Below are 26887 nucleotides of genomic sequence, written 5' to 3' on the forward strand. Positions count from 1 at the left end.
TCAGCCGGCCCGCTGCCAGGGCAGCGGCACGCACGCCCCGGTGTGCTCGGCGCGCAGCACACAGCGGTGCCGACCCGGCAGCTGCTGGTCGCAGAAGACCGGGTGCCGGACCATCACCCGGTCCTTCTCGGTGAGCGTGGCCGCCGCGAAGTCGAGGGCCGGTACGTGCACCAGCGAGTCGCGCAACTGCTCCACCAGGCGGGCCGCCGACTCGAACGAGGTCAACCGGGTCGGCAGGTGCAGCACCCAGTTTGGCGCGTTCACCGGCGGTCGCCCGAGAGGAAGGTGATCGGGAACTGGAGGTCGGGAATGCCGCAGTGGCGGTGCCAGGTCTGCCAGTGGTGCAGCGCCACCCGGAGCCGCTCGACCTCCGCCTGGCAGGCCGCGACCTCCCGGTGCAGCAGGTCGATCTCGTCGGCCGTCCGGTGCAGCGCGGTCCGCACCTCACCCGGGTCGAGGCCGCCCCGCCGCCAGCGTCGGGAACGGAACCTCCACCGCCGTACCTGGTATCCGTCCAGCCGGTCCTCGACGCTGCCGTGGCTCAGCCCACGGCGGGTCCGCTCGGTCACCGCTGGTTCACCGACCCCTTCCGGTCGCGCCGTCGTCGCACCGCCCGCCGGCGATGGCCGGCGGTGAACAGCAAGCTACGGTGCGCGACGAGCCCCGCGACGGACAAACTGTCCCAGCGACCCGCGCGGGTCTGCCGCCTTGATCAAGAGCCTTGCGTCGGGGACGGCGTCGATCCCGACGCACATCTCTTGATCAACCCTGGCGGCCCGGGCCGCGTCCGCGGGGGCCGGTCGACAAGCGCGGGAGGTCGGGGTTCCGGTTCGCAGTGCGGGCAGGGGGGCCGGGTGGACCGGGCGTACGCGAGGGCGGCCGCCCCGAGGCCGAGACCCCAGATCCAGTACGCCGGCATGGCCACCCAGTAGAACGCGTACGGCAGCCCGAGGCCGGGCTCCTCCCCCCGTACGGCCGCCACGGTGAGCTGCCCGAGACCCACCCCGAAGTAGACGACCAGGCCGGTGGCCAGGACGTACGCCGGACCGAGCACCAGCCAGCGCGGCACCCGGCGGCCGGCCAGCGGCCCCGCCCAGCGCGGCCAGATCCGGCCCCAGGAGTGCACGAGAGCGAGCGGCAGCAGCAGCCCGGCGAGCAGGAACCCGCCCTCGAAGACCAGCACGGCCGGGCCCGCGGTCAGCGGGATCATGTCGAAGCCCACCGCGAGCTGCGCGGCCAGCCGAACGAGGCAGCCGGCGACCGCCGCGTACGCGCCAGCCCAGGCCCACCACGGCGGACCCGCGGCCGGCCGGTCCCCGGCGGTCCGGCCGCAGCGGGGACAGCCGGGACCCCGCCGGCGCCGGTGGTCCAGGGTGGCCCGGCCGAGCAGCACGGCGCCGCCGGCCACACCGAGCCGGGTGAGGAACGAGCCGGGATCGAACGGCAGGCCCAGCCCCGGGATCACCAGCCCGACCAGGTCGAGCAGCAGCATCGGCGCGGTGGCCAGCAGGCCGCCCGCGACCGCCCAGCCGGCCAGGCCGAACGGCCAGGACCAGCGGGCCCGGCGCTGCGCCGCCGCCACCAGGGCGGCCGCGCCGGCCAGCCCGGCCACCAGCGCGTGGGTGGCGGCGATGTCGCGGCTGCTGCCCGGGAAGGCCGGCGCCGCGCCGACGGCCCAGACCAGCCGCAGCCCGCCGTAACCAAGCGCCCAGGCGAGCACGGCGGACGAGGACCGGGCCGGCGCCACCCCCCGATCTCTGGGCGGTCGTACCGCCGCCGCGGCGCCGGCCCTGGTCGTCGTCATGCCCCCGACGATGCCCCCGGGCGAGCGGCGCCGGATCCCCGGCCGGAGCGACCGCGCTCCCCCGTCCGGGGGAGCCGGACGGGAGCGCTCAGACCAGGTCGGCGTCGTGCACGAGCAGGGCCACCTGCACCCGGTTGTTCAGCTCGAGCTTCGTCAGCAGCCGGGAGACGTACGCCTTGACCGTGGCCACGCTCATGAACAGCTCGGCGGAGATCTCGGCGTTGGTCCGGCCCTGGCCCAACGCGACCGCGACCTCGCGCTCCCGTTCGCTGAGCCCGGCGAGCCGGCGCCGGGCCCGGTCCTGGCGGGCGTCGCCGGACCGGTCGGTGGTGGCCGGCCCGGTGACCCGGGCGATCAGTCGGCGGGTGACCGTCGGGGACAGTGTCGCCTCTCCGGCCGCCACCCGGTGCACGGCCCGGACGATCTCGGCCGGTGGGGTGTCCTTGAGCAGGAACCCGCCGGCGCCGGCGCGCAGCGCCCGCAGCACCTGGTCGTCGGCGTCGAACGTGGTCAGCACCAGCACCTCGGGCGGATGCGGGCGGGCGCGCAGCGTCTCGGTGGCGGTCAGCCCGTCCACCCGGGGCATCCGGATGTCCATGAGCACCACGTCCGGCCGGTGCGCCGCCACGGCCGACAGCACCTCGTCGCCGTCGGCCACCTCGGCCACCACGGTGAGATCGGGAACGCCACCGAGGATCATCGCCAGCCCCGCCCGGACCAGAGCGTCATCGTCGACGATCAGCACCCGCACCGGGTCGCGGCCGCCAGTCCCGAAGCCGGCGGGTCCGGAGCCGGCGGGTCCGGAGCCGGCGGGTCCGGAGCCGGCGGGTCCGGAGCCGGCGGGTCCGGAGCCGGCGGGCGCCGGGCCGGCGGCCCCGGGGTCGGCCGGTCCGCTCACTCGGGCCACGGCAGCCAGGCCGCCAGCCGGAAGTCGCCGCCGGCGTCCCGCCCGTGCTCGAGGCGGCCGCCGGCCAGGCTGACTCGTTCGGCGATGCCCACCAGCCCGGTGCCGGCGCCGGGCAGCCCGGGGTCGGCGGCTGCGGCCTCGGCCGGTTCCGGGGACCGGACCGGCCAGCGGTTGCGCACCTCCACGTCCAAGCCGGTCGCGGGGCCACCGGCCAGCCGCAACTCGACCGCCGCGCCGGGGGCGTGCTTGCGGGCGTTGGTGAGCGCCTCCTGCACGATCCGGTACGCGCTGCGGCCCACTCCGGCCGGCACCGCGGCCGGCTCGCGTACCGACTCGGACACCGTGACCCGCATCCCGGCCGCGCGCGACTCCTCGACCAGCGCCGGCACGTCGGCCAGGGTTGGCTGCGGCCGCTCCGGGGCGGCATCGTCCGGGGATCCTCCGTCGGCCCGCAGCACGCCGATGATCTCGCGCAGGTCCTCCAGGGCGGCGTGCGCGCTGGTCCGGATCACCCCGGCGGCCCGGGCGACCTCCGTGCTCGGCGCGTCCGGACGGAACTCGAGCGCGCCAGCGTGCAGGCTGAGCAGCGAGATCCGGTGCGCCAGCACGTCGTGCATCTCCCGGGCGATCCGGCCGCGTTCCAGGTGCCGGGCCTGGGCGATCCGCAGCCGCTGCTCGGCCTCGGCGCGATGCGCCCGTTCGCGCAGCGACACGATCAACTGCCGGCGCGCGCGAACGAACATCCCCCAGGCCATGGCGGCGCCGGTGAACAGCGCGCCCCAGACCATGGCCGCCCAGTACGGCAGTTGCGGGTCCGGTCGCAGCCAGGCGTAGCCGAAGCTGGTGACCAGCGAGGCGGCCACCAGCGGACCGGACACCGCGAATGGCCGGTGCACGACCACCGAGAACATGATGATCAGCAGCGCGACGGACCCGGCGGCGGTGAACAACCCGAGCGGCAGCGTCGCCAGGGCCAGCCCGACCGGCCAGCGGCGGCGTGCCCACAGGGCGGCGCTCAGCAGCAGGCCCAGGCCGACGTCCAGCACGGTCATCCAGTGCTCCGGCAGCGGACGGACCAGCTGCGGCGTCGGGTTGCTCGCGTCAGCGAGGGTCCACAGCGCCCAGCCGGCGGCGAGCAGGAAGCAGAGGACGTCGATGATCCAGTCCCGGGTGGTCCGCCGCGTACGCGGGCCCGATTCGCTGGCCGACCCGCGCAGCGCGCCGGGCAGCAGCCAGCGGTACTCGGGGACGGCGGCGCTGGTCATGGCCGCAATGGTACGAGCCGGCCGATGGATGCGGCAGTAGACCAAAGTCGACGCCTCGGCCGCGACCAAGGTCGATGGCGTTCTCGACCGCCGGCCGCAGCGGCCGGCCGGGTGGCGCCGGCAGGCTGGGCCCGTGATCGAAGTCAACCAGCTCACCAAGCGGTACGGCCGCCACCCGGTCGTCGACGACGTTTCCTTCGCCTGCGAGCCGGGCACCGTCACCGGCTTCCTCGGCCCGAACGGCGCGGGCAAGTCCACCACCATGCGGATGATCTGCGGGCTGACCCCGCCCACCACCGGCTCGGCCACGGTGCTCGGCCGGCCGTACCGGAACCTGCCGAACCCGGGCCGAGAGATCGGCGTCCTGCTCGACGCCTCGGCCCAGCACGGCGGGCGTACCGGGCGGGAGGTGCTGACGCTCTCGGCCCGCACCCTCGGGGTGGGCCGGAACGCGGTGGACCGCAGCCTGGACCTGGTCGGGCTGAACCCGACCGCGGCCCGGCGGCGGGTCCGGGCGTACTCGCTGGGGATGCGCCAGCGGCTCGGCCTGGCGCACGCGCTGCTGGGCGACCCCCGGGTGCTCATCCTCGACGAGCCGGCCAACGGCCTCGACCCGGAGGGCATCTTCTGGATGCGCGGCCTGCTGCGCGACTTCGCCGACCGGGGCGGCGCGGTGCTGCTCTCCTCGCACCTGCTGCGCGAGGTGGAGGCGGTGGCCGACCGGCTGGTCATGATCGGCGGCGGCCGGATCGTGGCCCAGGGCGACAAGGCCGAGCTGCTGGCCGGCGCCGGCACCCTGGTCCGGGCCCGGGACCGTGCCGCGCTGGCCACGGCCCTGGTCGCGGCCGGTCTCCTCCCCGCCGACGAGGCCGGCGCGGCCAGCGACACCGACGGGGGGTTGCTGGTGCCGGCCGAGGCGGAGGCGGTCGGCCAGGTGGCGGCCACCGCGGGGATCGTCCTGCGCGAACTGCGACCGGCCGGAGGCGGCGGCCTGGAGCAGCTGTTCCTCACCCTCACCGCCGGCCAGTCGACCAAGGAGGCCGTCCGATGACCACCGTCACCAAGCCACCCGCCCGAACCGCCCCGACGGCCTCCCGGGCCGCGGTCCGCCGCCCCTCGCTGGCCCGGCTGACCGGCGTGGAGCTGCGCAAGCTGGCCGACACCCGGGCCGGCGTCTGGCTGCTGATCACCATCGGCCTGATCGCCGCGGCGATCGTGGTGGTGCAGCTGTTCGTGGTGCCCGAGGCCGAGCAGACGTTCGCGTCCTTCTTCGAGCCGTCGCTGCTGCCCGTGGGGATCCTGCTGCCGGTGCTGGGCATCCTCTCCATCACCAGCGAGTGGTCGCAGCGCTCCGGGCTGGCCACCTTCACCCTCACCCCGCGCCGCGGGCGGGTGGTGCTGGCCAAGCTCGCCGCCGTGGTCCTCGCGGCGCTGGCCTCGGTGCTGGCCAGCCTGGCCGTGGCCGCGGCGGGCACGCTGATCGCCGGCGCCACCGGCGACGGTGGCCGGTGGACCATCGAGGCGGCGGTCATCTGGCATGCCGTGCTGCTCCAGGGGATCAACGTGCTGATGGGGGCGGCCTTCGGTCTGCTGCTGCTCAACACGCCGCTGGCGATCGTGACGTACCTGCTGTTGCCGACCGTCTGGTCGGTGCTCGGCGGCCTGATCAAATCGCTGCGCGGCCCGGCCGGCTGGCTGGACACCACCGTCACGATGGATCCGCTCTTCGGGCCGACCGTGACCGCCGCCCAGTGGGGCCGGCTGGCGGTCTCGGTCGCGGTGTGGGTCGCGCTGCCGCTCACCGCGGGGCTGTACCGCACGCTGCGGCGCGAGGTGGCCTAGCCATGCGCGGCGCGGCCGGGTACGGGTCGCCCGCGGTGGTCGCCGAGGGCCCGCTGGGGTTGGCCGTGCTCTGGGCCGGCTTCCCGCTGGCCGGCGCCGCCCTCGGCGGGCTGCTCAGCCTGCTCGCCGGCTGGCTGGCCGAGCTGCCGTGGGCGCCGCTGCAGAGCTGGTTCGAGCTGGTGGCCTCGGTGCCGGAGCCGTACGGGCTGCTCGGCGCGGGGCTGCTGGGCGCCGTCGCGGGGCTCGCCGTGGCGGTGGCCGGCGCCCGCGAGCTGCTCACCGTCGAGGTCTCCCGGGAGGGGGTGCGGCTGCTCCGGGACGGCATCTGGAGCACCTTCCCCCGGGCCGGCGTGGCGGCCGCGTTCCTGGACGGCAGGGACCTGGTGCTGCTGGCACCGGACGGCGCCGAGCCGGCCCGGGAGCGCACCGACCTGCCGGCCGACCGGCTCGCCGAGGCGTTCACCGGGCACGGCTACCGCTGGCTGGCCGCGGACCCGTGCGGCGGCGCGTACCGGCGCTGGGTGCCGGGCGGGGCCGGTACGCCGGTCGGGGCCGACGCGCTGCTGCGGGCCCGGCAACGGGCCCTGGACGCCGGCCAGGCGCTCGACGCGGCCGAGCTGCGGTCCGAGCTGGCCCGGCTGGGAGTGGTGGTACGGGAGGTGCGCAAGCGGCAGTACTGGCGCGAGTCGCATCCCGTTTCGCCGGGCCGATCGGGGGAAAACGACTCCCATAGCCAGAACGGAGGATGATGACGATGAGTGACTTCATGGACAAGGCCAAGGACTTCGCCGACAAGCACGACAAGCAGGTCGACGAGGGCATCGACAAGGCCGGCGACCAGATCGACCAGCGCACGGGCGGCAAGTACGACGAGCAGATCGACAAGGGCGTCGACCAGGCGCAGCAGCGCACCGGCGCGGGCGACACCCAGCCCTGAGTCGAAGGAAGGGCCCCTTCTTATCGCTTTTTGTATAGCAGGGGCCCCCGCTTAACGGCCCGGCCGCCGAGGCGCTCACCCGCCCCGGCGCCGGGCCGTTTCGGCTGCCGCGCGCCGGGCCGTCTCGGCGCTCACGCCCCCGGGCCGTTCCGGCGCCGGGCCGTTTCGGCGGCCGTGCCTCGGGAACGCGGGGGCGAGGAAACACCGGGAGGGGGACCCGATGGGCGACTTCATGAAGAAGGCGAAGGACTTCGTCGACCGGAACGAGCAGAAGGTCGACCAGGGCATGCGCAAGGCCGGGGACGAGGTGAACCGGCGCACCGGCGGCAAGTATGAGGACAAGGTCAACAAGGCCACCCAGCAGGCGCAGCGCGCCACCGGCAGGCAGTCGCAGCAGGGGCAGCAGGCACCGCCCGCCACCGGCAACCGGGGGCAGCAGCAGGCCGGGTGACGCCGCGCCGCAGCGTCGGGCCCGCGTCGTCGGCGCGGGCCCGTCCGGCTCAGCCCCTCGGGCGCAGCCCGTCCGGCTCAGCCCGCCCGGCTCAGCCCGCCCGGCTCAGCCCGCCCGGCTCAGCCCGTCCGACCCGCGCCGGCCCGCCCGCCCGCGGGCGGTGCGCCCGGAGCCGGACCGTTCGAAGCCGGACCGCTGCCGGCCCGGCCGGCGGCGGCCGGAGCGGTGAGCCAGGTGAGGAGCGCGCCGAACACCAGCCCGATGAGCAGGCCGACGGCCGTGCGGAGCAGATCCACCTCGGCGCTGCCGACCGCCGTGTTCCCGGCCGCGCGGGTGAGCGCCGCGGCCACCGGCAGGATCGACAGGACCGCCCCGAACCCGTACAGCAGCAGCGGATAGCCGACCAGCGCGGCGAGGGCGGCCAGGCCCACCCGGCGCCACCGCACGGGCTCCGGACTGCCGGTCTCCGCGTCCCGACGCGTCCGGTCGGCCAGGGCCGCCACCCCGGCCAGCAGCAGCACGCCGAGCAGCACGGTGGGGCCCAGCCGGTCGCCGGGCGGCAGCGCCCGGGAGAGCACGATGCCGCCGGCGGCGAGCGCGGCCAGCAGGCCCGCGGTGGTCCGGCGCCGCCGGTCGGCCGCCGGCGCCGCCGCGAGCGCGCTCCCGATCGCCAGTACGGCGAGCAGCGCCGCCGTCCCGACCGCGGCGGCCACGAGTCCCGACTCCGCATCGGTCGGCGACTCGGTGGTGGCCGCCAGCGGAGCCACCGCGGCCGCGATGGCCGCCGTGAGGATCAGGGCGCGGCGGCCCCGGGAGGCCGAACGGTCGGCCGCGGCGCCCGCGGATGGCGACTCGCTCGGAACCGGCGAGACGTCGGCCGGCGTCCCGGCGGAGGGTGGCCGGCCCGCGAGCGACGGCCGGCGCAGCACGGCGGTCAGCAGACCGAGGGCCGCCAGCACGCCGGCCGCCGCGAGCAGCAGGGTCATCGCCCGACCCTCGACATCGGCCCGGTCGAGCAGCACGTCGGCGATCACCCAGGCGGCGGCCAGCGGCGCCGCGGCGAGCACCATCGGCCGGGCGCCGCGGGCCGCCAGCAGCAGGCCGAGCAGCACGGCCAGGATCGCCGCGAACCGCAGGTCCCGGGCCCAGTACGTAGTGTCCCCGGCCAGCCGCTCGGACCATGGCCCGTACGGTTCGGTCAGCGGTTGCAGCGTGGTGAGCCCGACCGCCCACAGCGTCGCCGCGAGGGCCGCCCCGGCGCCACCGACCAGCACTGCCCAGTTCCGCATCCCGCCACCGTAGCCGGGCGCGGCTACCCGTGGCTGTCGGCGTTGGCGTGGATGGCCGTCCGGAGGTACCCGGCCATGCCCGGCCGGATGGTCTCGTACGTCTGTGTGAAGCGCGGATCGGCCATGTACATGTCGGCCAGGCCGCGGTGCATGTCGTAGCCGCACTCGTAGAACGACCGGCTGATCAGCTGCCGGTGCTCCTCGGCAAGCTCCCGGGCCGCCGGGCCGTCCGGGGCGGCGCCGGAGTCCATCACCGCGACGAACCGCCGGTTCCAGTCCTCCTGCTCGGCCTTGATCCGCAGCCAGTCGTCCTTGGTGTACCGGGCGGCGCGCCGGGCCGATTCCCGGTACGCGTCGGTGTCGCCCCAGCGCCGCTCGGCCTCCGCGGCGTGCCGGTCCGGGTCGGCCTCCCCGAACACCTCGAACCGCTCCTCCGGGGTGAGCCGGATGTTCATGCTCCTCGCCTCCATCGCGAACTCGATCGCCTGGACCATCTGCTGGAGCCGCTTGACCCGCCCGGTCAGCAACTCGTGCTGCCGGCGCAGGTGGCTGACCGGATCGGCGTCCGGGTCGTCCAGGATGGCGGCGATCTCCTCCAGCGGGAACCCCAGCTCGCGGTAGAACAGGATCTGCTGCAGCCGGTCCAGGTCCGCGTCGTCGTACCGCCGGTAGCCGCCGCTCGTGCGGGATCCGGGCCTGAGCAGCCCGATCTCGTCGTAGTGGTGCAGCGTTCGCACGCTCACCCCGGCGGCCTCGGCCACCCGCCCCACCGTCCAGGCCATGGTTCCCTCCCTTGCGGTCCCCACGGTCCACCCCCACGTCGGGTGAGGGTCAAGCTGACCGGGAGCGGCCGCCCGATCAGGCCAGCCGGGCCGGGAAGCCGCCGGTGGCGATGGGTCCCCAGGACTCGATGGTGAGCCGGATGAGCGACTTGCCCTGTTCCCGCATGGCGGTGCGGTATTCGTCCCAGTCCGGGTGCTCGCCGGAGATGCACCGGAAGTACTCCACCAGCGGCTCCAGCGCGTCCGGCAGGTCGAGCACCTCGGCGGTGCCGTCGAGCTGCACCCAGGGGCCGTTCCAGTCGTCGGAGAGCACGCAGGCCGAGGCCCGGGGGTCGCGGCGCACGTTGGTGGCCTTGGCCCGATCCGGGTACGTCGAGACGACCAGCCGGCCCGCCTCGTCGATCCCGCAGGTGACCGGCGAGGACTGCGGCCGGCCGTCGACGCGGGTGGTCAGCAGCACCGCCCGGTGGCGGGGGCGGAGAAACTCCAGCAGGGCGTCGCGGTCGACGCGGGTGTTGGTGGCGACAGTTCGAGGCATTTCCCGAGTATGCCCGGCGGCTATTCCGAAACCGATTGCCCGGGGCTAAGTTCGGCGCATGATCGCGCCGAGCACCGACCCCGCCCGCCTCGGCTTCGACCCGGGCCGGCTGGCCCGGATCGACCGACACTTCGCCCGGTACGTCGACGACGGGCGGCTCGCCGGTTGGCAGATCGTGGTCACCCGGCGGGGCGAGGTCGCGCACGCGTCCACGTACGGGCGGCGGGACATCGAGGCCGACACCCCCGTCGAGCCGGACACCCTCTGGCGGATCTACTCGATGACCAAGCCGATCACCTCGGTGGCCGTGATGATGCTCTGGGAGGAGGGCCGCCTCGAGCTGACCGACGAGATCGCGCGGTGGCTGCCCGAGTTCGCCGACGTGCGGGTGTACGACAAGGGCTCGGTGCTCAAGCCGTACACCGTGCCGGCGGCCGAGCCGATCCGGATCTGGCACCTGCTCACCCACACCTCCGGGCTGACGTACGGGTTCCTGCAGACCGCGGTGGCGGACGGCCTGTACCGGGCGGCCGGCTACGACCTGTCGGTGCCGCCCGGCCAGGACCTCGCGACGGCCTGCGCGGGCTGGGCCCGGCTGCCGCTGCGGGCGCAGCCGGGCACGTCGTGGGGCTACTCGGTCGCCACGGACGTGCTGGGCCGGCTCGTGGAGGTGATCTCCGGCCGGCGGCTGGACGAGTTCTTCGCCGAGCGGATCCTCGGGCCGCTGCGGATGACCGACACCCGGTGGTGGGTCGAGGAGGCCGACGCCAAGCGGCTGGCCGCGCTGTACCGGCCGGACCCGCTGACCGGGCGGGCGGTCCGTACCCCCGAGGCCCTGGACCGGGCGGCGCTGCGCCGCCCGGAGTTCCTCTCCGGCGGCGGCGGGCTGGTCTCCACGGCCGCCGACTACCACCGGTTCACCCAGTTCCTGCTGCGCAAGGGCGAGCTCGACGGCGTACGGCTGCTCGGGCCCCGGACCGTCCGCTTCATGACCCGTAACCACCTGCCGGGCGGCCGGGACCTGGCCGCGTTCGAGCCGGCCGGCTTCGCCGAAACGGCGTTCGGCGGGATCGGCTTCGGGCTGGGCTTCTCCGTGGTGCTCGACCCGGTGCCGGCGCGGGTGCCGAGCAGCGTCGGCGAGTACGGCTGGGGCGGCGCGGCCAGCACGGCCTTCTGGGTGGACCCGGTCGAGGAGGTCACGGCCATGCTCTTCACCCAGCTGATGCCGTCGAGCACCCACCCGCTGCGGCCGCAGCTGCGCCAGCTGGTGTACTCGGCACTGGTCGATTAGGACGCCAGCGGTTATTCCGCCGATATCGTCCGATAAGCCCTATAAGCTGCCAATCTTGCTGTTATGGGAGCATGGCGCGACGATGGGGCGCGCCGGCCGGGTCGCGGCCGGCGGCCGAGGCCCCGCATCGTGCCGCGCGCCCCCGACGGTCCGCCGCGGACCACCCTGCTCGAGCTCTTCTTCGACCTGGTGTTCGTGGTCAGCCTCGCGCTGATCTCCGAGGGGCTCGGTCGGGACACCTCCTGGGGCGGCGCGCTGCACGCCCTCGTGCTGCTGATGGCCACCTGGTGGGTGTGGCTGGTGACCACGCTGGTCACGGACTACTACGACCCGCGGCGACCGCCCATGCAGGGCCTCACCATCGCCGTGACGCTCGGCAGCCTGCTGATGGCCGCCGCCATCCCCGGCGCCTTCGGGCTGCACGGCGCGGTGTTCGCCGGGGCGTACGTGGCCATCCACCTGGGGCGCGGCTGCTACCTGATCCCCCTGCTGCGCGGCCAGCGGCACTCGCGGGAACGGGCCATCCGGGTCTTCATCTGGTTCGCCGTGAGCGCCGTACCGTGGCTGGCCGGCGGTTTCGCGGCCGGCGACTGGCGGCCGGCGCTCTGGCTGGTCGCGCTGGCCGTCGACTACGCCGGCGCCAAGCTGGGCTACCCGGTGCCGCGGATGGGCCGACCGCCGATCCAGCGGTACGCGGTGATCGCCGAACACCTGGCCGAGCGCTACCAGCAGTTCTTCATCATCGCCCTGGGCGACGCGGTCCTGATCACCGGCATCGCGCTCAGCCGCACCGACTTCGACCTCGGCGAGGTGGCCGCCTTCGTGCTGGCCTTCCTGATCACCACGTTGCTGTGGCGGATCTACGTGCACCGGGCCGGCGAGACGCTGTCCCCGGCCATCGAGCGGTCCCCGCAGCCGGAGCGGTTCGTCGCCACCGCCCCGGTCACCCAGCTCGTGATGGTGGCCGGCGTGGTGGCCACGGCCGCCAGCTTCGACTTCTTCATCACGCATCCCACCCAGGGCACCCGGACGGCCACCGTCTCGATCGCGCTCGGCGGCCCGGTGCTGTTCCTGCTCGGCCGGGCCCGATTCGAGTACGAGGTGTTCCGCCGGGTCTCCCCGAACCGGATCTTCGGCCTGGTGGCCCTGCCCGTGGCGGCGCCGATCCTGCTGTGGTTCCCGCCGCTGGCCACCGAGGCGACCGTCGCGGTCGTGCTGGCCGTCATCGCGGTGCGGGACACCGTACGCAGCAAGGGCCGCCCGCCGGAGGAGCCGCGCCCGCCGGGTTGATCCCGGCCCGATGACCTGCGGGTACGGCCCGGCGGTTCGCCGTATGTCTCGATATGCCGGAAAAGCACCTTAAGGAATGTGAGGGTGACTCGTGAGGCGCCGCTCCCGGTAACCCCTCGCCTCGCCACCTCCGTCTCGAAAGGACAGCGATGCGCGTTTCCCGATGGCGACGAGCCGCCCTGACCCTGGCCCTCACGATCGCCACCACCGGCGCCGGCGTCGCGGCCACCGCCGGCGCCGCCCAGGCCGACGGCTGCTACACCTGGACCCGAACCCTCCAGACCGGACGCAGCGGCGAGGACGTGCGGCAGCTGCAGATCCGGGTGGCCGGCTGGGCCGGATACGCCGGAACGCTGACCATCGACGGCCGCTACGGCTCGCGCACCGCCGCGGCCGTCCGCCGGTTCCAGGCCGCCTACGGGCTGCGGGCCGACGGGATCGCCGGCCCGAAGACCTTCGCCAAGCTGTACGCGTTGCAGGACAACGACTGCACGCCGGCGCACTTCAGCTACGCCGAGCTCGACGACGGCTGCGGCGGCGCCGGCTGGGACGGTGGCCCGCTGTCGGCGGCCGCCACCCGGGCCAACGCGCTGCGGATGATGTGGAAGCTGGAGGCCCTGCGGCACGCCCTCGGCGACCGCCCGCTCACGGTCATCAGCGGGTTCCGCAGCCGCTCCTGCAACGCCAAGGTGGACGGTGCCGCCCGCAGCCAGCACCTGTACGGGAACGCCGCCGACATCGTGTCGCCGGGCGTACCGCTCTGCACGATCGCCCGGGAGGCGCGCAGCCACGGCGCCAGTGGGCTGCTCGGGCCGGGCTACCCGGGGCACAGCGACCACGTGCACCTGGACGCGCGAACCGAGAACAGCGCCGACCGCCTGCCGGCCTACTGGTCCGCGCCCTCGTGCGGGATCAGCGGTCCCGGCGCGGCCGGCGCCTGAACCGCACGGCCCGGCCGGTTCGGGCGCCGAACCGGCCGGGATGCGGGGCCGGTGTCCCTATCCCCGCAGCCGAGGCGAGGCCCGACGCTTCGACACCGGCCCTCGAGTTCCGGTGCTCAACTCGCCGCGCGGCCCTGCTCGGCATGGCCGGCCGGCGGTACGCCGGGGGCCGGCCGGCTGGCCGGCGGCTGGTGTCCGGACCGGGCGCCGGTGGGCCGGCCGGACGCGCCAGGGGTGCGGCCGGGCACCCCCGGCGTGCGCGGGGGCGCTCCCGGCACGCGGCCGGACGGTCCCGCCGGGCGACCGGTCGACCCGGCCGGACCCGGCCAGGCGCCCGGCGTGTGGCCGGGCGGCCCGGGAACGACGCCCGGCGACCCGGGCCGGGCGCCCGGGCCAGGACGCCCGCCGACGCCGCCGGGCGCACCGGGCCGGACGGCCGACGCACCGGGCCGGCCGGCCGGCGTACCGGGCCGGCCGGCCGCGGAAACGGACCAGCCGGAACCCGGGGCGGACCACGGGGTCCCCGGCTGGCCAGCGGCCGGCGATGGGCGGGTCGGCAGCGCCGCGGTTCCGGGCTGGTGCGGCCGGGCCGGCGCACCGGACGCCGAGCGCGGCAGCGCGCCGCCGCCGGTCCGGGTCGGCAGCGCACCCGGCCGGCCGGTCGGCACGCCGGGTCGCGGCGGCAGGACACCGGGCCGGCCGGTCTGCGCGCCGGGCCGGCCGGTCGGCGCGCCCGCGCGGTTCGGCAGCGCGCCGGGGCGCGCGGTGGCCGCACCGGGCCGGGGCGGCAGGGCACCCGCTCGGGCCGGCACGACGCCCTGCCGCGGCGGCAGGGCACCCGGCCGGGCCGGCACGACGCCCGGCCGGGCCGGGCCCGCGCCCGGCCGCGGGTACGGCGGGCCGGACCGGGCCGGCGGAGCGGGGGCGCCGATCCGCTCGGACGGTGTCGACGACATCCCCCGGGCCGGAATCTCGAGGAAGGGGTTCCCGTGCCGTTCCACGGCGTCGATCTGCCGATCGTTCAGGCCGTGCTCGGTCAGCACCCGGCGGCCCCACCGGTGCAGCCGGCAGGGGTACGGAGCACCGTCGTTGCGGCACTTGGGGCCCGCCGGCCACTCCTCGGCCGCGTGCACCACCACCGCTCGCACGGCGAGTCGGACGTCCTCGGCCGTCACGTACGACGGTAGGGGCACCTCTCCGAGCGCGCGGTCGACCGGATCCGGCGTCTGGTCCACGATGTGCACGCCTGCCTCCTCGCGGTTCCATCGCGGCGCGGTCCGCCGCGTGTTAGCTAGTGGTACGTCCGGATCCGTCCCACAGTTCATCCGTCCCGCATCGACGCCGTGGATGACGCCCGCCCCGACCGCCCCCCGACGGTCCCGAGCCCACGGTGCCGACGGCGGCCGGCGGAGAAGCCGGCGACTGCGCCGGGCCAACGACCCCGGCCCGGCGGCCGGACCGGAAGCACGGCGGCCGGACCGGAAGCACGGCGGCCGGACCGGAAGCACGGCTGCCGGACCGGCGGCACGACTGCCGGACCGGCGGCACGGCTGCCGGACCGGCGGCACGGCTGCCGGACCGGCGGCACGGCTGCCGGACCGGCGGAGGCACGGCGGCCGGACGGAGGCATGGCGGCGGGCCGGCAGGGGCGCGCGGCGGGCCGGCCGGAGGCACGACCTGCCGCCAAGGGCGCACGCCAGCCCGGCAAGGGCGCGCGGCGGCGGCCGGCGCGCTGTCGGTGTCGCTCACCGCGCGAATGCAGTTACGGTGAGTAGCCACTGAACTGCGGAACGAGAGACCGGGCCGGACCCGGTGATGACAGGGGGTTGACGCCCCAGCGACCGTTGCCGGCGGCGGTCGTTACCCTCAGTGGACCACTTCACGCCAGTCGGGCCGACCTCCGAGCCAGGCGTCCGCGAGGATGAGTGCCGTGGCACGACTGGGGCACTCCTGGACCTTGGAGCGGCCGTCCGCGCCGCCCATCTGAGCTTCCACCAGCCACGACTGCCCGTCGGTTCGTACGTAGACGTCCCGCCGGGAACGCCGGGCCGAATCACCGTTCCACCAATGCCGCTCGATCCTCACCCCGATCACGCTAGCGGAATCGGGAAGCAGTGCGAACTTTTGGATCAACCCATGACGAAGCGCTGCACGATCGACACAGAGAGTAGCTGCCTGTCATCACGTAACATGGTCCTGTCGGTCACCGCCTTCTGAGTCGAGGGACGGGAGTCGACGGAACCATGGAGTGCTCTTTTGATTACGAACAGTAGTGACAATCGCCAGCGCCCGACAACGCCGGCGGTCGTACGGTCCGTTTCGCGCGCGGGGTCGACCGCCCGGATCCACCTCACCGGTGAGGTGGACATGTCCACCGCGGAGCAGGTCGGCAAGGCCGTCGCCGAGGCGCTGAACCGAGCGGACACGACCGCTCCGATCAGCCGGATCGAGCTGGACCTGAGCGCCGTGACGTTCCTCGACTCGTCCGGGATCCGCGAGCTGCTCGAGGTTCAGGCGAACGCCGCCGAGCGGGGCTGCCGGCTGGTCGTGCGGGGGACGCACGGCACGGTGGCCCGGGTGCTGGAGATCAGCGGGGTGACCGCCCTCCTCGCCGGCACGATCGCCGAGGCGGACTGAGGCCGGCCGCCGCCGTCCGCACCGGCTCAGGGCGCCGGCCGCCGCAATCAGGCCGGAATCAGGCCGCGCCGGTCCGCGGCGCCGGCGGCCGCCCGCCGTCGAGCTCCCCGGTCTTCACCAGGTGGTGCGCCACGTCGGCGAGTTTGACGTTCAGGTCCTGGCTGACCCGCACCAGCATGGCGAACGCCCGGTCGCTGGTCACCCGGTGACGCTCCATCAGGATCCCCTTTGCCTGCCCGATGATGTCCCGGCTGTCCAGCGCCTGACCGAGCTGCGCCATCCGGGTCGCCGTGGCCAACGCCACCGAGGCGTGCGCCGCGAACAGCAGGGCGATCTGCTCGGACTCGTCCGTGAAAGACTTCGGCTGCTCGGCGTACAGGTTCAGCGCGCCCAGGTCGTCGCGGTGCACGTACAGCTGGCAGGAGAGCATGCTGCCGATCCCGTGCTCGTCGAGCCCGGCCACGAAAGCCGGCCAGCGCCGCTCCAGGCGGCCGTCCGGCAGCCGGACCGTCCGGTGCTGGTAGAGCGCCTCGAGGCAGGGACCCTGACCGGTGCGGTACTGCACCCGGTCCACCGCGACGACGAGCTCGCCGGTCGCCGCCGAGGTGGTCAGCTCGCGGCGCCGGCGTACCTGCATGATGCCGGCGTGGTCGGCGCCCGGCACCATCTCGACGGCGGCCCGGACGATGCCGTCCAGGGTCGTCTGCAGGTCGGCGGCGTCCTCCAGGGTCCGGGCCAGGTCACCCAGCCGGACCGCCATCTCGTCGAGCTTGCCGGCGTCGCCGTGGAAGAGGGTCGATGGTTCACCGCGATGATCGGGAGCTGCTGTGGGCATGGCGACGACTCCTTCCGGCGGCCTCAACAATTTCTGCGGATGCGTACTGCCCCGGGCGGCGACCAGCCAATCTCCGATTCCTCCAGTTCCCGTTGGCACGCCGCAGGGCGGGTAGCCCACGGCGTGCTGGGTACTGCACAGGGACGCCGGCGGCGCGGGCGCGCGGACCGGTGCCGCGGCGGTCCGAGCCGGCCGGCGAAGCCACGAACGGACGAAGGAGCGATCAAGGTGGGCGCGGTTCCCGATATCACCCTGAACGATGGCAACAAGATTCCCCAGCTCGGCTTCGGGGTTTTCCAGATCGAGCCGAAGGACACCGTGGCCGCGGTGCGCGCGGCGCTCGAGGTCGGTTACCGGCACATCGACACCGCCGAGATGTACGGCAACGAGAAGGAGGTCGGGGAGGCGATTCGCACCTCGGAGGTCTCCCGCGACGAGGTGTTCATCACCAGCAAGCTGAACAACGGCTTCCACCGTCCCGACGACGCCCGGAAGGCCTTCGACAGCACCCTCGACGCGCTCGGTTTCGACCATGTCGACCTGTTCCTGATCCACTGGCCGCTGCCCACCCTCTACGACGGCGACTTCGTCTCGACCTGGCAGACGTTGATCGAGTTCAAGCGGGAGGGCCGGGCCCGGTCGGTCGGCGTCTCGAACTTCCAGGTCCCGCACCTGGAGCGGCTGGCCGCCGAGACCGACCTGGTGCCCGCGGTCAACCAGATCGAGGTGCACCCGTACCTGACCAACGAGGAGGTACGGCGGTACGACGCCGAGCACGGCATCGCCACCGAGGCGTGGTCGCCGCTCGCCCAGGGCGCCGTGCTGGACGACCCGGTCGTCACGGAGATCGCCGAGCGGGTCGGCCGGACCCCGGCCCAGGTGGTGCTGCGCTGGCACGTGCAGCGCGGGGACATCGTGTTCCCGAAGTCGGTCACGCCGAAGCGGATCGAGGAGAACTTCCAGATCTTCGACTTCGAGCTGGACGACGAGCAGGTGCGCCGGATCAGCGGGCTGGACCGGGGCGAGGCCGGGCGTACCGGACCGCAGCCGGACACGTTCGACTACGTGCCGTCCTGACGCCGTTCGTCCCGCCGCCTTCCACGGTTGATCAAGAGGTCCGCGTCACCGGAGCGTTCTCCGGTGACGCGGACCTCTTGGTCGACAGGGCGCCGGTTCGGTCAGGGCGCCGGTTCGGTCAGCCGGCGGTGTTCCGGAAGACCGGGTAGTAGCCGCCGGACTGGCCGGCCGCGGTCGGGTGGTAGGAGACGTTGAGGTTGGTGATGTTGAGCGCGTGCAGCCACTTGGTGCCGTAGCTGCAGAGCTGGTGGCCGACGAAGATGGATCGGACGTCACCGAACCGGAAGCCGTGCCGGGCGGCCGCCGCGGAGAGCACCCCGTCGAGCACGTTGATGCCCTCGTCGATCTTGGCCCGCGACGTGTCGCTGAGCCCGATGCAGAGCGTGTTGAGCTGGTAGAACACCGGGTAGCTGAGCACCACGACCCGGGCGTTCGGCGCGTGCGAGCGGATGCCGTTGTAGACGTTGTCCAGCTTGCCCGGCAGCGTGTTCTGGGCCGCGCTCTCCGCCGCGCTCACCGCGTTGACGCAGTCGGTGGTCCCCTGCAGCACGCAGGTGGTCATGATGTTGGAGAAGCCCACGTCGTTGCCGCCCACCGTGATGCTGGCCAGGGTCGTGCTGGCGGACAGCGCGGAGAGCTGACTGCTGACCACCGTGTCGGTCGTCGCGCCTGAGCAGGCCACCGACCGGTATGACGCCGGGGAGTTGTTCGCCGCCCACAGCGCGGGATATGCGTTGGTGCTGCGGTAGCAGCCGCCGCTCTCCGAGGTGTAGCTGTCCGCGCCGAGGCCGGACGAGTACGAGTCGCCGAGCGCGACGTAGTTGTCACCGGCGGCCGCCCGGGCGGGAGCGGCCAGGCCGAGGGTGGCGATCGCGGTCGCCGCGAGGGTGGCGACGAGGCTGGTGAGGCGGGTTCTCCGCACGACGTCCTCCGGGGGTGGTGAGGATGGTGGTGCGGAATTGATACCATTAAATCTTTATGACAAGAACTGTCAAGATCAGAGTTTCCCCGCCATCCGGTGAAAGACATCGAATGCGCAGCGAGCGGCGGGGGCACCGGCAAACTCCGGAACCCCCGCCGGGTGAACGGATTGCTACGTCCTCGGCTACCTCTCGAAGGCGCCTGCGTCGATGGCCGAGCCCTTGACCGCGCGGCCCGTATGGCTCAGCGGATGGACGTACTGTGCGGAGGGGCGGACACCGGCGGCCGGCGTCGTTCCCCGGTCGACGCAGGGTGAGCCGGCGCCGAGGTGGTAGTCGTACCGGGAGCGGCCGGCGAACCGGGGGTCGGCGGTCGTGCAGTTGCCCGCGACGCTGGCCCCGGACTGGGTGACGAGCGTGCCCCCGCCCACCAGGATGTTGTTCTGCACCAGCGCCCCGGCCCCGACGGAGCCGCCGACCGCGATGGCCGTCCCCTTGCCCAGGTCGTTCACGATCGTGTTGTTCACCACCGACAGGCGGGAGTCCGGATTGGACGCGCCCTCCTCGCCGAAGGCGATGATGGTCGGATTCTGCGTCGCGGCGCCCTGCTGGATGACGTTGCCGATGATCCGGCTGCGGCCGCCGTTGGGCAGGTCGATCTCGTAGCTGTCCGAGCCGCCCTGGCCGGTGATCCGGTTGTACAGGATGTCGTTGACCAGCGCCCGCGACTTGACCAGATGTCCCACCTTGGCGTCGTGGGACCAGCTGTACCGCAGGGTGAAGCTGCGGACGTGGTTGATGTACATGTTGTGCGTGTAGCCGTCCCCGGCGCCGTTGCGGGCGAACTCCGTCGACTCCACCACGATGTCGCTGCTGGCGTTGTCGCCGGCCAGGATGCCGTTCTGGTTGTCGTGCAGGTAGCTGTGCCGGACGGTGAGCCCGGCACCCTCCTGCCGGATCGCGGCGCCATTGCCGTCCGGGACTGTCGAACCGCTCAGCTCCACATTGTCCACCACGGTGTCGCTGCCGGCGATCACCCAGGTGGCCTTGCCCTGGCTGTTCCGGCCGGCCGCGTCGATCCGGGCCCGGCCGTTGAAGCCGACGATCATCAGGCCCCGGGTGCTCCAGCCGCAGACGTCACCGTCGTACCCGCCATTGCCCCGGGCGTCGATCTGGACGGTGTCGCCGGCCCTGGCCGCGCCGATGGCCTGGCAGGGGGTCCGGTACGGATGGCCCGGGCCGACGACCCGCACCGTGCCGCCGGGGTTCCGCGGCACCGCCGTGGCGGTGGCGGCCGGCCCGGACGGGCTGGCCGCGGCGCCGCTCGGGTTGGCGGCCGCGCCCATCCCGGTGTCCGCGCCCGGCCCGGCGGTCGTGCTCGGCCCGGCGGCGCCGGCCGTCTCGGCCACGGGCACGGCGGAGGCGTCGTTCCCGCCGCCGGCCCCGCAGCCCGGCAGCAGCAGCAAAAACGGGGCGGCGGACGCGGCGGCGAGGACGCGGCGGGCTTGCTTGGTCACCGCACGACTCTACGGAGGGCCGAGCCCGCAGGCACGCCCGCTAAGGAATCCCTCAGGAACCCTTAGGGTCATCGTTACCTCCGCTCCCCGCGCTTGGTCCCGCTCACCGTCGACCAGTAGAGCACCGTGGGACGACGGTCGACGGCGGTTATCCACAGGGGAGCCTGGCGAACCCGAGTTATCCACAGGCGGCGAACCGAGGGCTACCGCCGGTCGAGCGGACCGGCTGCAATGGGCGCCGGGAGTTCCGTTCATCCGGTGGGGAGGCTCGGCATGGGTACGACGGACGTGCTCCGGTTTCCGGTGGCTGACGTGACCCGGCACGCCGGCACCGTGACCCAGGTGGCCGAGGCCGTGGCGCGAGCCCGAGCCGCGGTGCGGGCGGTGTCGATGGACGCCGGCGCGTACGGATCGCTCTGCCGGATGCTTCCGGCGCTGCTCGATCCGGCGTTCGGCGCGGGCGCGGCCGCGTTGCTGCGCGCCGAGGACTCGGTGCGGGAGACCGGGGCCGCGCTGCGGACCGTCGTGGCCGGCACCGTGGCGGCCGACGGCGGCAGCGCGGCCCGGCTCCTCGCCGTGGGCGCCGGCCGGGCCGTCCCGGCCGGACCGGTCCGCGAGCTGCCGCTGTGACCGCGCCGCCGATGCTGGCCGGCCACGACGCGCCGCTGGTGGCCGCCCGGCACGACTCCACCGCCTGGTCCACCGGCGCGGGCCTGGTCGAGGACGCGGCCGGGGTGGCCGGGGCCGTCGCGGACCGGAGCTGGGTGGACGGCGCCCTCGGTGGCGTCGGCGCCAGCCTCGACGCCCTGGGGCTGATCACCGATCCGCTCGGCTCGCTCGCCGCCTGGGGCGTTGCCTGGCTGATGGAGCACGTCCGTCCGCTCTCGGAGGCGCTCGACCGGTTGGCCGGTGACCCGGACGAGGTGGCAGCGCACGCCACCACCTGGGCCAACGTCGGTCGGTTCGTTACCGAGGCCGGCGCCGGCTACCGCGCCGCGGCGCGGGCCGACACGGCCGGTTGGGCCGGGTTGGCGGCCGAGGCGTACCGGTCGCACGCCGAGGAGGAGGCGGTGGCGCTCGCCGGCATCGGCACGGCGGCCGGCGGCCTGTCCTCGGCCGTGCAGGGCGCCGGGCTGCTGGTGGCGCTGGTCCGCGGCATCGTGCGGGACCTCATCGCCCAGTTCGTGGCCACGCTCGCGGCCCGGCTGCCGGAGTGGCTCGCCGAGGCGGGTCTCACGCTGGGCCTGGCCACCCCCGTGGTGGTCGGCCAGGTGGCCGCCCTGGTGGCCCGCTGGGCGGCCAGGATCGGCACGTTCCTGCGCGCCCTGATCGCCAGCCTGCATCGACTGGCGCCCCTGGTCCGGCGGCTCGACGAGATCCTCACCGAGCTGGCCGGCGGGCTGCGCCGGTCGGCCCGGACCGACCCGCTCACCAGCGCCGGCCCAGCGGGCGCCGGCAAGGCGGCCGCCGGCCCAGCGGGCGCCGGCAAGGCGGGCGCCGGTCGCGCGGCCGGGGAGCGGGTCGACCCCGGAGCACGGGTCGACGCCGGAGAACGGACCGACGCCGGAGAACGGACCGACGCCGGAGAACGGACCGACGCCGGCGGGGAGCGGGCCGACCCCAGCGGGGAACGGGCCGACGTCGCCGGGGATGGCGCGAGCGGCTGGCGCGAGGGCGACCCGGCGCCGGCGCCGCTGGCCGGCGGCGGGCTGCCCGCGGATGCTCATCTGGGGCACCGGTTCACCGGCGAGGACGACCCTGACCTGCCGCATCCGCCGCGCGCCTTCCGAACCCCGGTCCACTACATGTCCGCCGAGGAACGTGAGGCGCACCGGCTCTTCGTGGACCCGGACGGCCGCCTGCGCAGCGCCGCCGATGGCCGGCTCTTCGACACGCACACCGGCCGGACGGTCTGGTCCGGCAACGGTCGCGCCATCTTCGTGATGGACGAGCACGGCAACCTCTACGCCTCACTGCGCCAGCAGGTCGGCGTGATTCACCACTCGTCGTTGCTGGCCGGCGCACCGGTCGCCGGGGCGGGTGAGATCGAGGTACGCCATGGCACACTGCTGGCGATGAGTGACCGCAGCGGGCACTACCGACCCGCTCCGGAGATGAATGATCTGGTGCTCGCCACCCTGCGCGGCCAGGGCCTGAGCCCCGACGAAACCTTCCACCGGCACGGCTGGGACGGCGACCGACGATGACCGAGATTCCCTACCCCGCCCGGGGCTACCTCGACATGCTGCTCTACACGCTCGACTCCGCGCCGGATCTGAGCGACGCGTCGGCAGCGATGATGGCCGACGGGCTGATCGACGGCCGATACTTCGCCGGTCGGGTCGAGGAGTTCGCCGACGCCATCCGGGTGGCGCTGCGGCACGGCGAGCTCCCGCCGGACAGCGTTGACCTCAGCCGTCGGTACGGGGCGGCCGAGATGCTCGACTTCCTCGCCCGGGTCGGGCGCCGGCTCGACGAACTCCGGCCCTGGCCCGAGCCGGCGTTCGTCAAGCTGGCCGCCGCCGACTGGCCCGGTGTCGAGCGGGCCCGGCCCATCGCCCGGGTGCCGCTGCCGGCGTACCAGATCGGCGGGTTGGTCAAGGAGCAGTTCGACGAGGTGGCTGGCCCGTCCGGTCCGCTGCTGGTGCTGGTGCTGCGGCTGCGCGGTGGCGCGGTGGTGGCGCTGCGCGGGCCCGTCGACCCGCGCGCCATGTCGTTCGACCTGGTGGCGCGGGAGGACGGCGAGGCCGGCCCGCTCGTCGAGCTCGTCCGCGACCTGGTCGGCTTCTCGGCCGCTGACCTCGTACCGATCCCGCCGCCCCCGCCGGCCGGCCACGAGTCCGGGGCCGCGCCGGACGCGGGGTAGGAGGGGCCCTACTTCCGGTGGGCCGGCTCGGCTCAGTCGGCGATCGAGCGGCTCCAGCCGGTCGTCGCGGCGGCCCGCAACTCGGCCGGCGAGGTCGGCCGGGCCTGCCGCTCGGCCGCGCGCTGCTCCCGCGTCTGCTCGCGCCGCTTCCGCCACCAGGAGCGGATCCGGTTCGCCCAGAGCCAGCTGCCCAGCAGGCTCGCCCCGAGCAGGCCGCCGAGCAGCCCCACCGACTTCATGATCGCGTCGATGACCAGGGTCCGGCCCGAGTCCCGGTCGACGAAGTACGCGCCGACGGCCAGGCCGGCGCCGGCGAGCAGCAGCACGGCGCCCAGCACGAGCGGCCAGCGGTCGCGCCGCCGCTCGGTCCAGCTGCGCAGGTAGGGAAAGGCGATGAGGAACACCGGGACCACGGCGAACAGGCCGGCCACCAGGTAGACCGAGGCGAACTTCGGGTCCCACATGGACAGCGGCTTCGGCTCGGTCGGCACCTGCGTCGTGTTCACGCCGAGGAAGGCGATCACGAAGCCCACCGACACACCGATCAGGCTCAGCACGCCGGCGGCGAATGCGTTCCACTTCTGGCGCCCGTCGTCCCGCCGGCGCTCCCGGACGTCGATCGCGGTGATCTCCGACCGGAGGCTGCCGCTCAGCTGGCCGAACATCTGACTCAACGCCTGCGCCTGCCCCGAGAGGTCCATGGCCTCGTACAGCGCCGTATGAAACGTCTCGATGCGCATGAGCGGAAATTCGACGCTGAACGTAAGGTCGAATTCCAGATTGCCGAGCTTGTCGGCGAGCGCCTCCAGCGCGTCCCGCGTCTGGACGCCGACCTCCTGGGCCTGCTCGGTCAGCCGGAATTTGCGCACCTGCCGGTACGAGTCGCGCCAGATCTGCCGGAAGGTGGTCGCGGTTCCCACCGCGTGCACGGTGGAGAGATAAATGCTGTCCTCGACCTGCACCTGGTGATTCCACAGCAGGCTCACGTACGGCGTCACCACGCCCATCAACGACCGGTCGTCACGGGTCAGATTCAGCTGCTCCGGTCGTTGCGGCCGGGAGAACTCCTCGCTGTACGGCGGCGTTTCCCGGTACACGATTTCGTTGACCACATCGTCGTCCGGCTGCTCGGACGGCTCTCCGCGGGGGCCGACGAACACCAGCTGATGGCGCTCCGGCAGCAGCACGTTCGCCGCCTGGTTGAGGGCCTCGCGATCCCGGTCCGGGCGCCGGCGCGGCGTCGGGTCCGGCAGCGTCCGGTGGATGTGCTCGGCCAGCGGGATCCGCTCCCCCGTGCCGGAGCGCACCGTGATGTCGCCGCGGATGCACTGCTCGAGGACGGCCGTGATGGCCCGTACGCCCGCCGCCTTTTCCGGCCCGACGAGCGATTCGGTGGCGAAGCTGAACAGGGCCGCCACCACGACCTGGTTGGACGGCAGGGCGAAGATCATCGCTTCGGACTTCGTGAACGTCACCCCGGCCGGCGGCTGGGGCAGGGCGAGACTCTTGGCCACGGCGTCGCCGCCGAACGGCTCGTTCGACAGCAACCGCGGCAACTGCTCGCGATACAGCTTGTAATCCTCACTGAGCGGGCCGAGGTCGAGCGCCGGTGACAGGTCGCGGACGCGGTCCCCGGAATAGTGCCACGGCACGGAGTAGATGCTGATGACCCGCACGGCGCAGCCGTCGGTCACCGTCCCGGCCAGCCCTTGAGGATGCGGGTTCACGACTTCTTCAACCGGCACTGGCGATCATCCTTCGCAAGCATGGACATTGCCTGTTCTGGATTTCTACCGTCCGCGTGCGGTGGCTGAATCCCCTGAAAGGTCAGATGGATTCCCGTAACGGCGCGCGACCCCGGACGTGCCGTACCGTCGCCGCAGGTCCGCGTCGTGCGACCGGCCTCGGTGCTTCGGTCATTTCACTGTCGGCATCACGACGCTGCCACCGTTCGATTCCGGCCCGTCACCCAGCGCAGTTCGGATTCCGCCGTTCCCCTGCCCCGGTCGCCTTTCCCTACCGCGGGTCGTTCTCCGCCAATTCCTGGCGGGCCGCCTCGATCCAGCGCAGGATCCCGGACGCGCCGCACGCCTCCGCCTCGGCGGTCGCCTCGGCCAGCAGCGTGCCAGCCCCCTCCCGGTCGCCGGACTCGGCGGCCAGCTCGGCGAGGGCGAGGAGCGCGGCGGCCACCCCGGCCCGGAAACCGGCGGCGCGGCGCAGCTCCAGCGACTCGGTCAGCCGCTGCCGGGCCAGGTCCCGGTCGCCGGCCTCCATGGCCGCGAAGCCGAGGTGCCGCACCGCGTACGAGCGGGTGATGTCGTCCCCGGCCTCGCGGGCGAGGTCGTACGACCGTTGCAGCGACGGCACCGCGGTGGTCCCGTCGCCGCGGATGACCTGGTGGTACGTGCCCACCCAGAACAGGGCCTCGGCCTCGCCGCGGGTGTCGCCGAGCCGCCGGTACAGCTCGACGGCGCGCTCGAACTGGCCCAGTTCCGCCGGGTCCTCCTGCTGATCTGCGAGGAACCGGGCGTGCGCGATGCGGCCCCGGGCCAGGGCCAGATCCGCCTCCACGCCGTCCAGGTCGGTCTGCGCAGCGGTGAGCGCCGCGGCGTCCCCGCCGAAGACGGCCGTCTCGTAGAGTTCCTTGGCCCGGTGCAGTCGATCATCCCCCATGCCCGTGGACGATACGCGCTCACCGCCGCACCCGGTGTCCCCACCGGATCGCGGATTCAGACCCCCGGCCGGAGAACCTCGCACGGGGAGTCGGCGGTGGCCAGCGTGCTGCGGTTGTCGGCCGTGCTTATCTCGACGGCCACCGAGACGCATCCGCCGGTGGTCTTCAGGACGTTGCCGAACACGCTGTAAACCTGATGCTTGACCAGGTACGGGTAGTCGAACCGGCTGACCGCCCGATCGGCCGGGCGGGTGATGCGCAGCCGGATCGTCACGCCCATCGGCACCCGCTCGGTGGACACGAACAGCGGCCAGGCTGCCTGGCAATGCGGCGAGTACCGCAACGTCAGGGCCCCGTACGGCGGCCGCCCCGCCGTCCGGTCCGGGACTTGGACGGTCCGCGCGCTGATGGCGTCGACCTGGCAGTGCTGCTCCTGTGGATCCGCCCCGTCCGGGGCGGACCAGGGGGCCGGCGGGGCCGCCGGCTCGGCCGCCCGACGCGGCGGGAGCGCCCCGGTGACCAGCCCGATGGCCGCGATGGTCGCCAGCGTCGCGAGGCCGCCCGCGGCGACCAGGGCCCACCGCGGCAGCCGGCGTCGCCGGTCCGGCCCGACGGGCGGTTCGGCGGTGGCCAGCGGTTGGGCGGTGCCCGGCGGTTGGGCGGTGCCCCGCGGTTGGGCGGTGGCCGGCGGTTGGGCGGTGCCCGGCTCGGCCCCCTGGGACAACGCGTTCTCCCGATGCCAGCGCTCCGCCCAGGCCTCCTCATCGCCGCCGCAGGCCCGGACGAACGCCAGGGTCAGCTCCCGGGACGGCAGCCGACCGCCGGAGAGCACACTGGACAGTGCCGTGTGCGAATAGTGGGCCGTCGCAGACATCTTCCGTAGTGACGGTTGGCCGGCCTCCCGCCGCAGCCGGGCCAGCTCCGCGACGAACTCGCCGAGCCGGGCGTCGGCTGAGGTCAGGTCGCTGACTTTCCCGTTCTGACCGGACACGTGCCCTCCCTGGCGCGGAAAAACCTGGTGTCA

28 protein-coding genes are annotated in these 26887 nt (G+C 74.1%); 13 read left to right on the forward strand and 15 right to left on the reverse strand.

What is annotated here, in order from left to right:
- The 5 genes from ACFFHU_RS08440 to ACFFHU_RS08460 all read right to left on the reverse strand — a co-directional run bounded on the left by ACFFHU_RS08440 (window position 1) and on the right by ACFFHU_RS08460 (window position 3976).
- The gene (locus ACFFHU_RS08440) at window positions 1-264 is read right to left on the reverse strand and encodes a hypothetical protein (RefSeq protein ID WP_377337137.1); all 264 of its coding nucleotides are present in this window, start codon (window positions 262-264) and stop codon (window positions 1-3) included.
- Window positions 261-569: a hypothetical protein gene (locus ACFFHU_RS08445; protein ID WP_377337138.1), complete on the reverse strand. Its 309-nt coding sequence runs from the start codon at window positions 567-569 to the stop codon at window positions 261-263. The genes ACFFHU_RS08440 and ACFFHU_RS08445 overlap by 4 nt, the downstream gene beginning before the upstream one ends.
- Window positions 570-712: 143 nt before the next feature.
- The gene (locus ACFFHU_RS08450) at window positions 713-1804 is read right to left on the reverse strand and encodes a hypothetical protein (RefSeq protein WP_377337139.1); all 1092 of its coding nucleotides are present in this window, start codon (window positions 1802-1804) and stop codon (window positions 713-715) included.
- Between the two features lie 88 nt (window positions 1805-1892).
- Window positions 1893-2720: a response regulator gene (locus ACFFHU_RS08455; protein ID WP_377337285.1), complete on the reverse strand. Its 828-nt coding sequence runs from the start codon at window positions 2718-2720 to the stop codon at window positions 1893-1895.
- Complete coding sequence (locus ACFFHU_RS08460; protein WP_377337140.1) at window positions 2699-3976, reverse strand: sensor histidine kinase; 1278 nt, start codon at window positions 3974-3976, stop codon at window positions 2699-2701. Before ACFFHU_RS08460 ends, ACFFHU_RS08455 begins: the two co-directional genes overlap by 22 nt.
- 133 nt (window positions 3977-4109) lie before the next feature.
- On the opposite strand from ACFFHU_RS08460, the gene ACFFHU_RS08465 reads away from it, so the two are divergent.
- The 5 genes from ACFFHU_RS08465 to ACFFHU_RS08485 all read left to right on the forward strand — a co-directional run bounded on the left by ACFFHU_RS08465 (window position 4110) and on the right by ACFFHU_RS08485 (window position 7206).
- A complete protein-coding gene (locus ACFFHU_RS08465) occupies window positions 4110-5027 on the forward strand; it encodes an ABC transporter ATP-binding protein (RefSeq protein ID WP_377337141.1) in 918 nt (305 codons plus the stop codon).
- Entirely contained in the window at window positions 5024-5818 is a 795-nt protein-coding gene (locus tag ACFFHU_RS08470; RefSeq protein WP_377337142.1) for an ABC transporter permease, read from the forward strand. The genes ACFFHU_RS08465 and ACFFHU_RS08470 overlap by 4 nt, the downstream gene beginning before the upstream one ends.
- Before the next feature lie 2 nt (window positions 5819-5820).
- The gene (locus ACFFHU_RS08475; RefSeq protein WP_377337143.1) at window positions 5821-6567 is read left to right on the forward strand and encodes a YqeB family protein; all 747 of its coding nucleotides are present in this window, start codon (window positions 5821-5823) and stop codon (window positions 6565-6567) included.
- A gap of 5 nt (window positions 6568-6572) precedes the next feature.
- Entirely contained in the window at window positions 6573-6755 is a 183-nt protein-coding gene (locus ACFFHU_RS08480; protein WP_377337144.1) for an antitoxin, read from the forward strand.
- A gap of 220 nt (window positions 6756-6975) precedes the next feature.
- Complete coding sequence (locus tag ACFFHU_RS08485; protein WP_377337145.1) at window positions 6976-7206, forward strand: antitoxin; 231 nt, start codon at window positions 6976-6978, stop codon at window positions 7204-7206.
- A gap of 119 nt (window positions 7207-7325) precedes the next feature.
- Here the strand turns inward: ACFFHU_RS08485 and ACFFHU_RS08490 are convergent, their stop codons facing one another.
- From ACFFHU_RS08490 to ACFFHU_RS08500, 3 genes are all read right to left on the reverse strand, one after another.
- Window positions 7326-8495 (reverse strand): hypothetical protein, encoded by a 1170-nt coding sequence (locus ACFFHU_RS08490; protein ID WP_377337146.1) that lies wholly within the window; start codon window positions 8493-8495, stop codon window positions 7326-7328.
- 23 nt (window positions 8496-8518) lie between these two features.
- The gene (locus ACFFHU_RS08495; protein ID WP_377337147.1) at window positions 8519-9277 is read right to left on the reverse strand and encodes a MerR family transcriptional regulator; all 759 of its coding nucleotides are present in this window, start codon (window positions 9275-9277) and stop codon (window positions 8519-8521) included.
- A gap of 76 nt (window positions 9278-9353) precedes the next feature.
- A complete protein-coding gene (locus tag ACFFHU_RS08500) occupies window positions 9354-9815 on the reverse strand; it encodes a PPOX class F420-dependent oxidoreductase (protein WP_377337148.1) in 462 nt (153 codons plus the stop codon).
- Between the two features lie 58 nt (window positions 9816-9873).
- On the opposite strand from ACFFHU_RS08500, the gene ACFFHU_RS08505 reads away from it, so the two are divergent.
- From ACFFHU_RS08505 to ACFFHU_RS08515, 3 genes are all read left to right on the forward strand, one after another.
- Window positions 9874-11106, forward strand: a complete 1233-nt coding sequence (locus tag ACFFHU_RS08505; protein ID WP_377337149.1) for a serine hydrolase domain-containing protein — start codon at window positions 9874-9876, stop codon at window positions 11104-11106.
- Window positions 11107-11235: 129 nt separating this feature from the next.
- Entirely contained in the window at window positions 11236-12396 is a 1161-nt protein-coding gene (locus ACFFHU_RS08510) for a low temperature requirement protein A (protein WP_377337150.1), read from the forward strand.
- Between the two features lie 149 nt (window positions 12397-12545).
- Window positions 12546-13337: a D-Ala-D-Ala carboxypeptidase family metallohydrolase gene (locus tag ACFFHU_RS08515; protein WP_377337151.1), complete on the forward strand. Its 792-nt coding sequence runs from the start codon at window positions 12546-12548 to the stop codon at window positions 13335-13337.
- Window positions 13338-13453: 116 nt separating this feature from the next.
- Here ACFFHU_RS08515 and ACFFHU_RS08520 read toward each other — a convergent pair whose 3' ends face one another.
- On the reverse strand, window positions 13454-14581 hold the full coding sequence (locus ACFFHU_RS08520; protein WP_377337152.1) for a hypothetical protein: 1128 nt from the start codon (window positions 14579-14581) through the stop codon (window positions 13454-13456).
- 1012 nt (window positions 14582-15593) lie between these two features.
- On the opposite strand from ACFFHU_RS08520, the gene ACFFHU_RS08525 reads away from it, so the two are divergent.
- Entirely contained in the window at window positions 15594-15974 is a 381-nt protein-coding gene (locus tag ACFFHU_RS08525; RefSeq protein WP_377337153.1) for an STAS domain-containing protein, read from the forward strand.
- A 58-nt stretch (window positions 15975-16032) separates the two neighbouring features.
- On the opposite strand, the gene ACFFHU_RS08530 is transcribed toward ACFFHU_RS08525, so the two are convergent.
- Window positions 16033-16809: a GAF and ANTAR domain-containing protein gene (locus ACFFHU_RS08530; protein ID WP_377337154.1), complete on the reverse strand. Its 777-nt coding sequence runs from the start codon at window positions 16807-16809 to the stop codon at window positions 16033-16035.
- Between the two features lie 228 nt (window positions 16810-17037).
- Between ACFFHU_RS08530 and ACFFHU_RS08535 the strand changes: the two genes are divergently transcribed.
- Window positions 17038-17886 (forward strand): aldo/keto reductase, encoded by an 849-nt coding sequence (locus ACFFHU_RS08535; protein WP_377337155.1) that lies wholly within the window; start codon window positions 17038-17040, stop codon window positions 17884-17886.
- Between the two features lie 118 nt (window positions 17887-18004).
- On the opposite strand, the gene ACFFHU_RS08540 is transcribed toward ACFFHU_RS08535, so the two are convergent.
- Both ACFFHU_RS08540 and ACFFHU_RS08545 read right to left on the reverse strand, forming a co-directional pair.
- On the reverse strand, window positions 18005-18808 hold the full coding sequence (locus tag ACFFHU_RS08540; RefSeq protein WP_377337156.1) for an SGNH/GDSL hydrolase family protein: 804 nt from the start codon (window positions 18806-18808) through the stop codon (window positions 18005-18007).
- Between the two features lie 183 nt (window positions 18809-18991).
- Window positions 18992-20323 carry a right-handed parallel beta-helix repeat-containing protein gene (locus ACFFHU_RS08545; protein ID WP_377337157.1) on the reverse strand — a complete coding sequence of 444 codons (1332 nt, stop codon included), beginning with the start codon at window positions 20321-20323 and terminating at the stop codon, window positions 18992-18994.
- Window positions 20324-20596: 273 nt separating this feature from the next.
- Here ACFFHU_RS08545 and ACFFHU_RS08550 point away from each other — a divergent pair, with 273 nt between their 5' ends.
- Genes ACFFHU_RS08550 through ACFFHU_RS08560 form a run of 3 tightly spaced genes read left to right on the forward strand, consistent with a single transcriptional unit; the run spans window position 20597 to window position 23189 of the window.
- A complete protein-coding gene (locus ACFFHU_RS08550; protein ID WP_377337158.1) occupies window positions 20597-20953 on the forward strand; it encodes a hypothetical protein in 357 nt (118 codons plus the stop codon).
- Window positions 20950-22530 carry an IQM protein middle domain-containing protein gene (locus tag ACFFHU_RS08555; protein WP_377337159.1) on the forward strand — a complete coding sequence of 527 codons (1581 nt, stop codon included), beginning with the start codon at window positions 20950-20952 and terminating at the stop codon, window positions 22528-22530. The genes ACFFHU_RS08550 and ACFFHU_RS08555 overlap by 4 nt, the downstream gene beginning before the upstream one ends.
- Window positions 22527-23189 carry a hypothetical protein gene (locus ACFFHU_RS08560; RefSeq protein ID WP_377337160.1) on the forward strand — a complete coding sequence of 221 codons (663 nt, stop codon included), beginning with the start codon at window positions 22527-22529 and terminating at the stop codon, window positions 23187-23189. Before ACFFHU_RS08555 ends, ACFFHU_RS08560 begins: the two co-directional genes overlap by 4 nt.
- 32 nt (window positions 23190-23221) lie before the next feature.
- Here the strand turns inward: ACFFHU_RS08560 and ACFFHU_RS08565 are convergent, their stop codons facing one another.
- The 3 genes from ACFFHU_RS08565 to ACFFHU_RS08575 all read right to left on the reverse strand — a co-directional run bounded on the left by ACFFHU_RS08565 (window position 23222) and on the right by ACFFHU_RS08575 (window position 26854).
- Window positions 23222-24934: a hypothetical protein gene (locus tag ACFFHU_RS08565; protein ID WP_377337161.1), complete on the reverse strand. Its 1713-nt coding sequence runs from the start codon at window positions 24932-24934 to the stop codon at window positions 23222-23224.
- A 271-nt stretch (window positions 24935-25205) separates the two neighbouring features.
- Complete coding sequence (locus ACFFHU_RS08570) at window positions 25206-25862, reverse strand: tetratricopeptide repeat protein (RefSeq protein WP_377337162.1); 657 nt, start codon at window positions 25860-25862, stop codon at window positions 25206-25208.
- Window positions 25863-25918: 56 nt separating this feature from the next.
- Complete coding sequence (locus tag ACFFHU_RS08575) at window positions 25919-26854, reverse strand: helix-turn-helix domain-containing protein (RefSeq protein WP_377337163.1); 936 nt, start codon at window positions 26852-26854, stop codon at window positions 25919-25921.
- Window positions 26855-26887: the final 33 nt, after the last annotated feature.

The organism is Plantactinospora siamensis (assembly GCF_042434095.1).
Lineage (GTDB): Bacteria > Actinomycetota > Actinomycetes > Mycobacteriales > Micromonosporaceae > KBS50.

Excerpts from the sequence above, each read along its gene's own strand:
- ACFFHU_RS08450 (WP_377337139.1), bottom strand. The coding sequence starts at position 1,804 with ATGACGACGACCAGGGCCGGCGCCGCGGCGGCGGTACGACCGCCCAGA.
- ACFFHU_RS08460 (WP_377337140.1), bottom strand. The coding sequence starts at position 3,976 with ATGACCAGCGCCGCCGTCCCCGAGTACCGCTGGCTGCTGCCCGGCGCG.
- ACFFHU_RS08470 (WP_377337142.1), top strand. The coding sequence starts at position 5,024 with ATGACCACCGTCACCAAGCCACCCGCCCGAACCGCCCCGACGGCCTCC.
- ACFFHU_RS08475 (WP_377337143.1), top strand. The coding sequence starts at position 5,821 with ATGCGCGGCGCGGCCGGGTACGGGTCGCCCGCGGTGGTCGCCGAGGGC.
- ACFFHU_RS08480 (WP_377337144.1), top strand. The coding sequence starts at position 6,573 with ATGAGTGACTTCATGGACAAGGCCAAGGACTTCGCCGACAAGCACGAC.
- ACFFHU_RS08485 (WP_377337145.1), top strand. The coding sequence starts at position 6,976 with ATGGGCGACTTCATGAAGAAGGCGAAGGACTTCGTCGACCGGAACGAG.
- ACFFHU_RS08490 (WP_377337146.1), bottom strand. The coding sequence starts at position 8,495 with ATGCGGAACTGGGCAGTGCTGGTCGGTGGCGCCGGGGCGGCCCTCGCG.
- ACFFHU_RS08495 (WP_377337147.1), bottom strand. The coding sequence starts at position 9,277 with ATGGCCTGGACGGTGGGGCGGGTGGCCGAGGCCGCCGGGGTGAGCGTG.
- ACFFHU_RS08500 (WP_377337148.1), bottom strand. The coding sequence starts at position 9,815 with ATGCCTCGAACTGTCGCCACCAACACCCGCGTCGACCGCGACGCCCTG.
- ACFFHU_RS08505 (WP_377337149.1), top strand. The coding sequence starts at position 9,874 with ATGATCGCGCCGAGCACCGACCCCGCCCGCCTCGGCTTCGACCCGGGC.
- ACFFHU_RS08515 (WP_377337151.1), top strand. The coding sequence starts at position 12,546 with ATGCGCGTTTCCCGATGGCGACGAGCCGCCCTGACCCTGGCCCTCACG.
- ACFFHU_RS08530 (WP_377337154.1), bottom strand. The coding sequence starts at position 16,809 with ATGCCCACAGCAGCTCCCGATCATCGCGGTGAACCATCGACCCTCTTC.
- ACFFHU_RS08550 (WP_377337158.1), top strand. The coding sequence starts at position 20,597 with ATGGGTACGACGGACGTGCTCCGGTTTCCGGTGGCTGACGTGACCCGG.
- ACFFHU_RS08560 (WP_377337160.1), top strand. The coding sequence starts at position 22,527 with ATGACCGAGATTCCCTACCCCGCCCGGGGCTACCTCGACATGCTGCTC.
- ACFFHU_RS08570 (WP_377337162.1), bottom strand. The coding sequence starts at position 25,862 with ATGGGGGATGATCGACTGCACCGGGCCAAGGAACTCTACGAGACGGCC.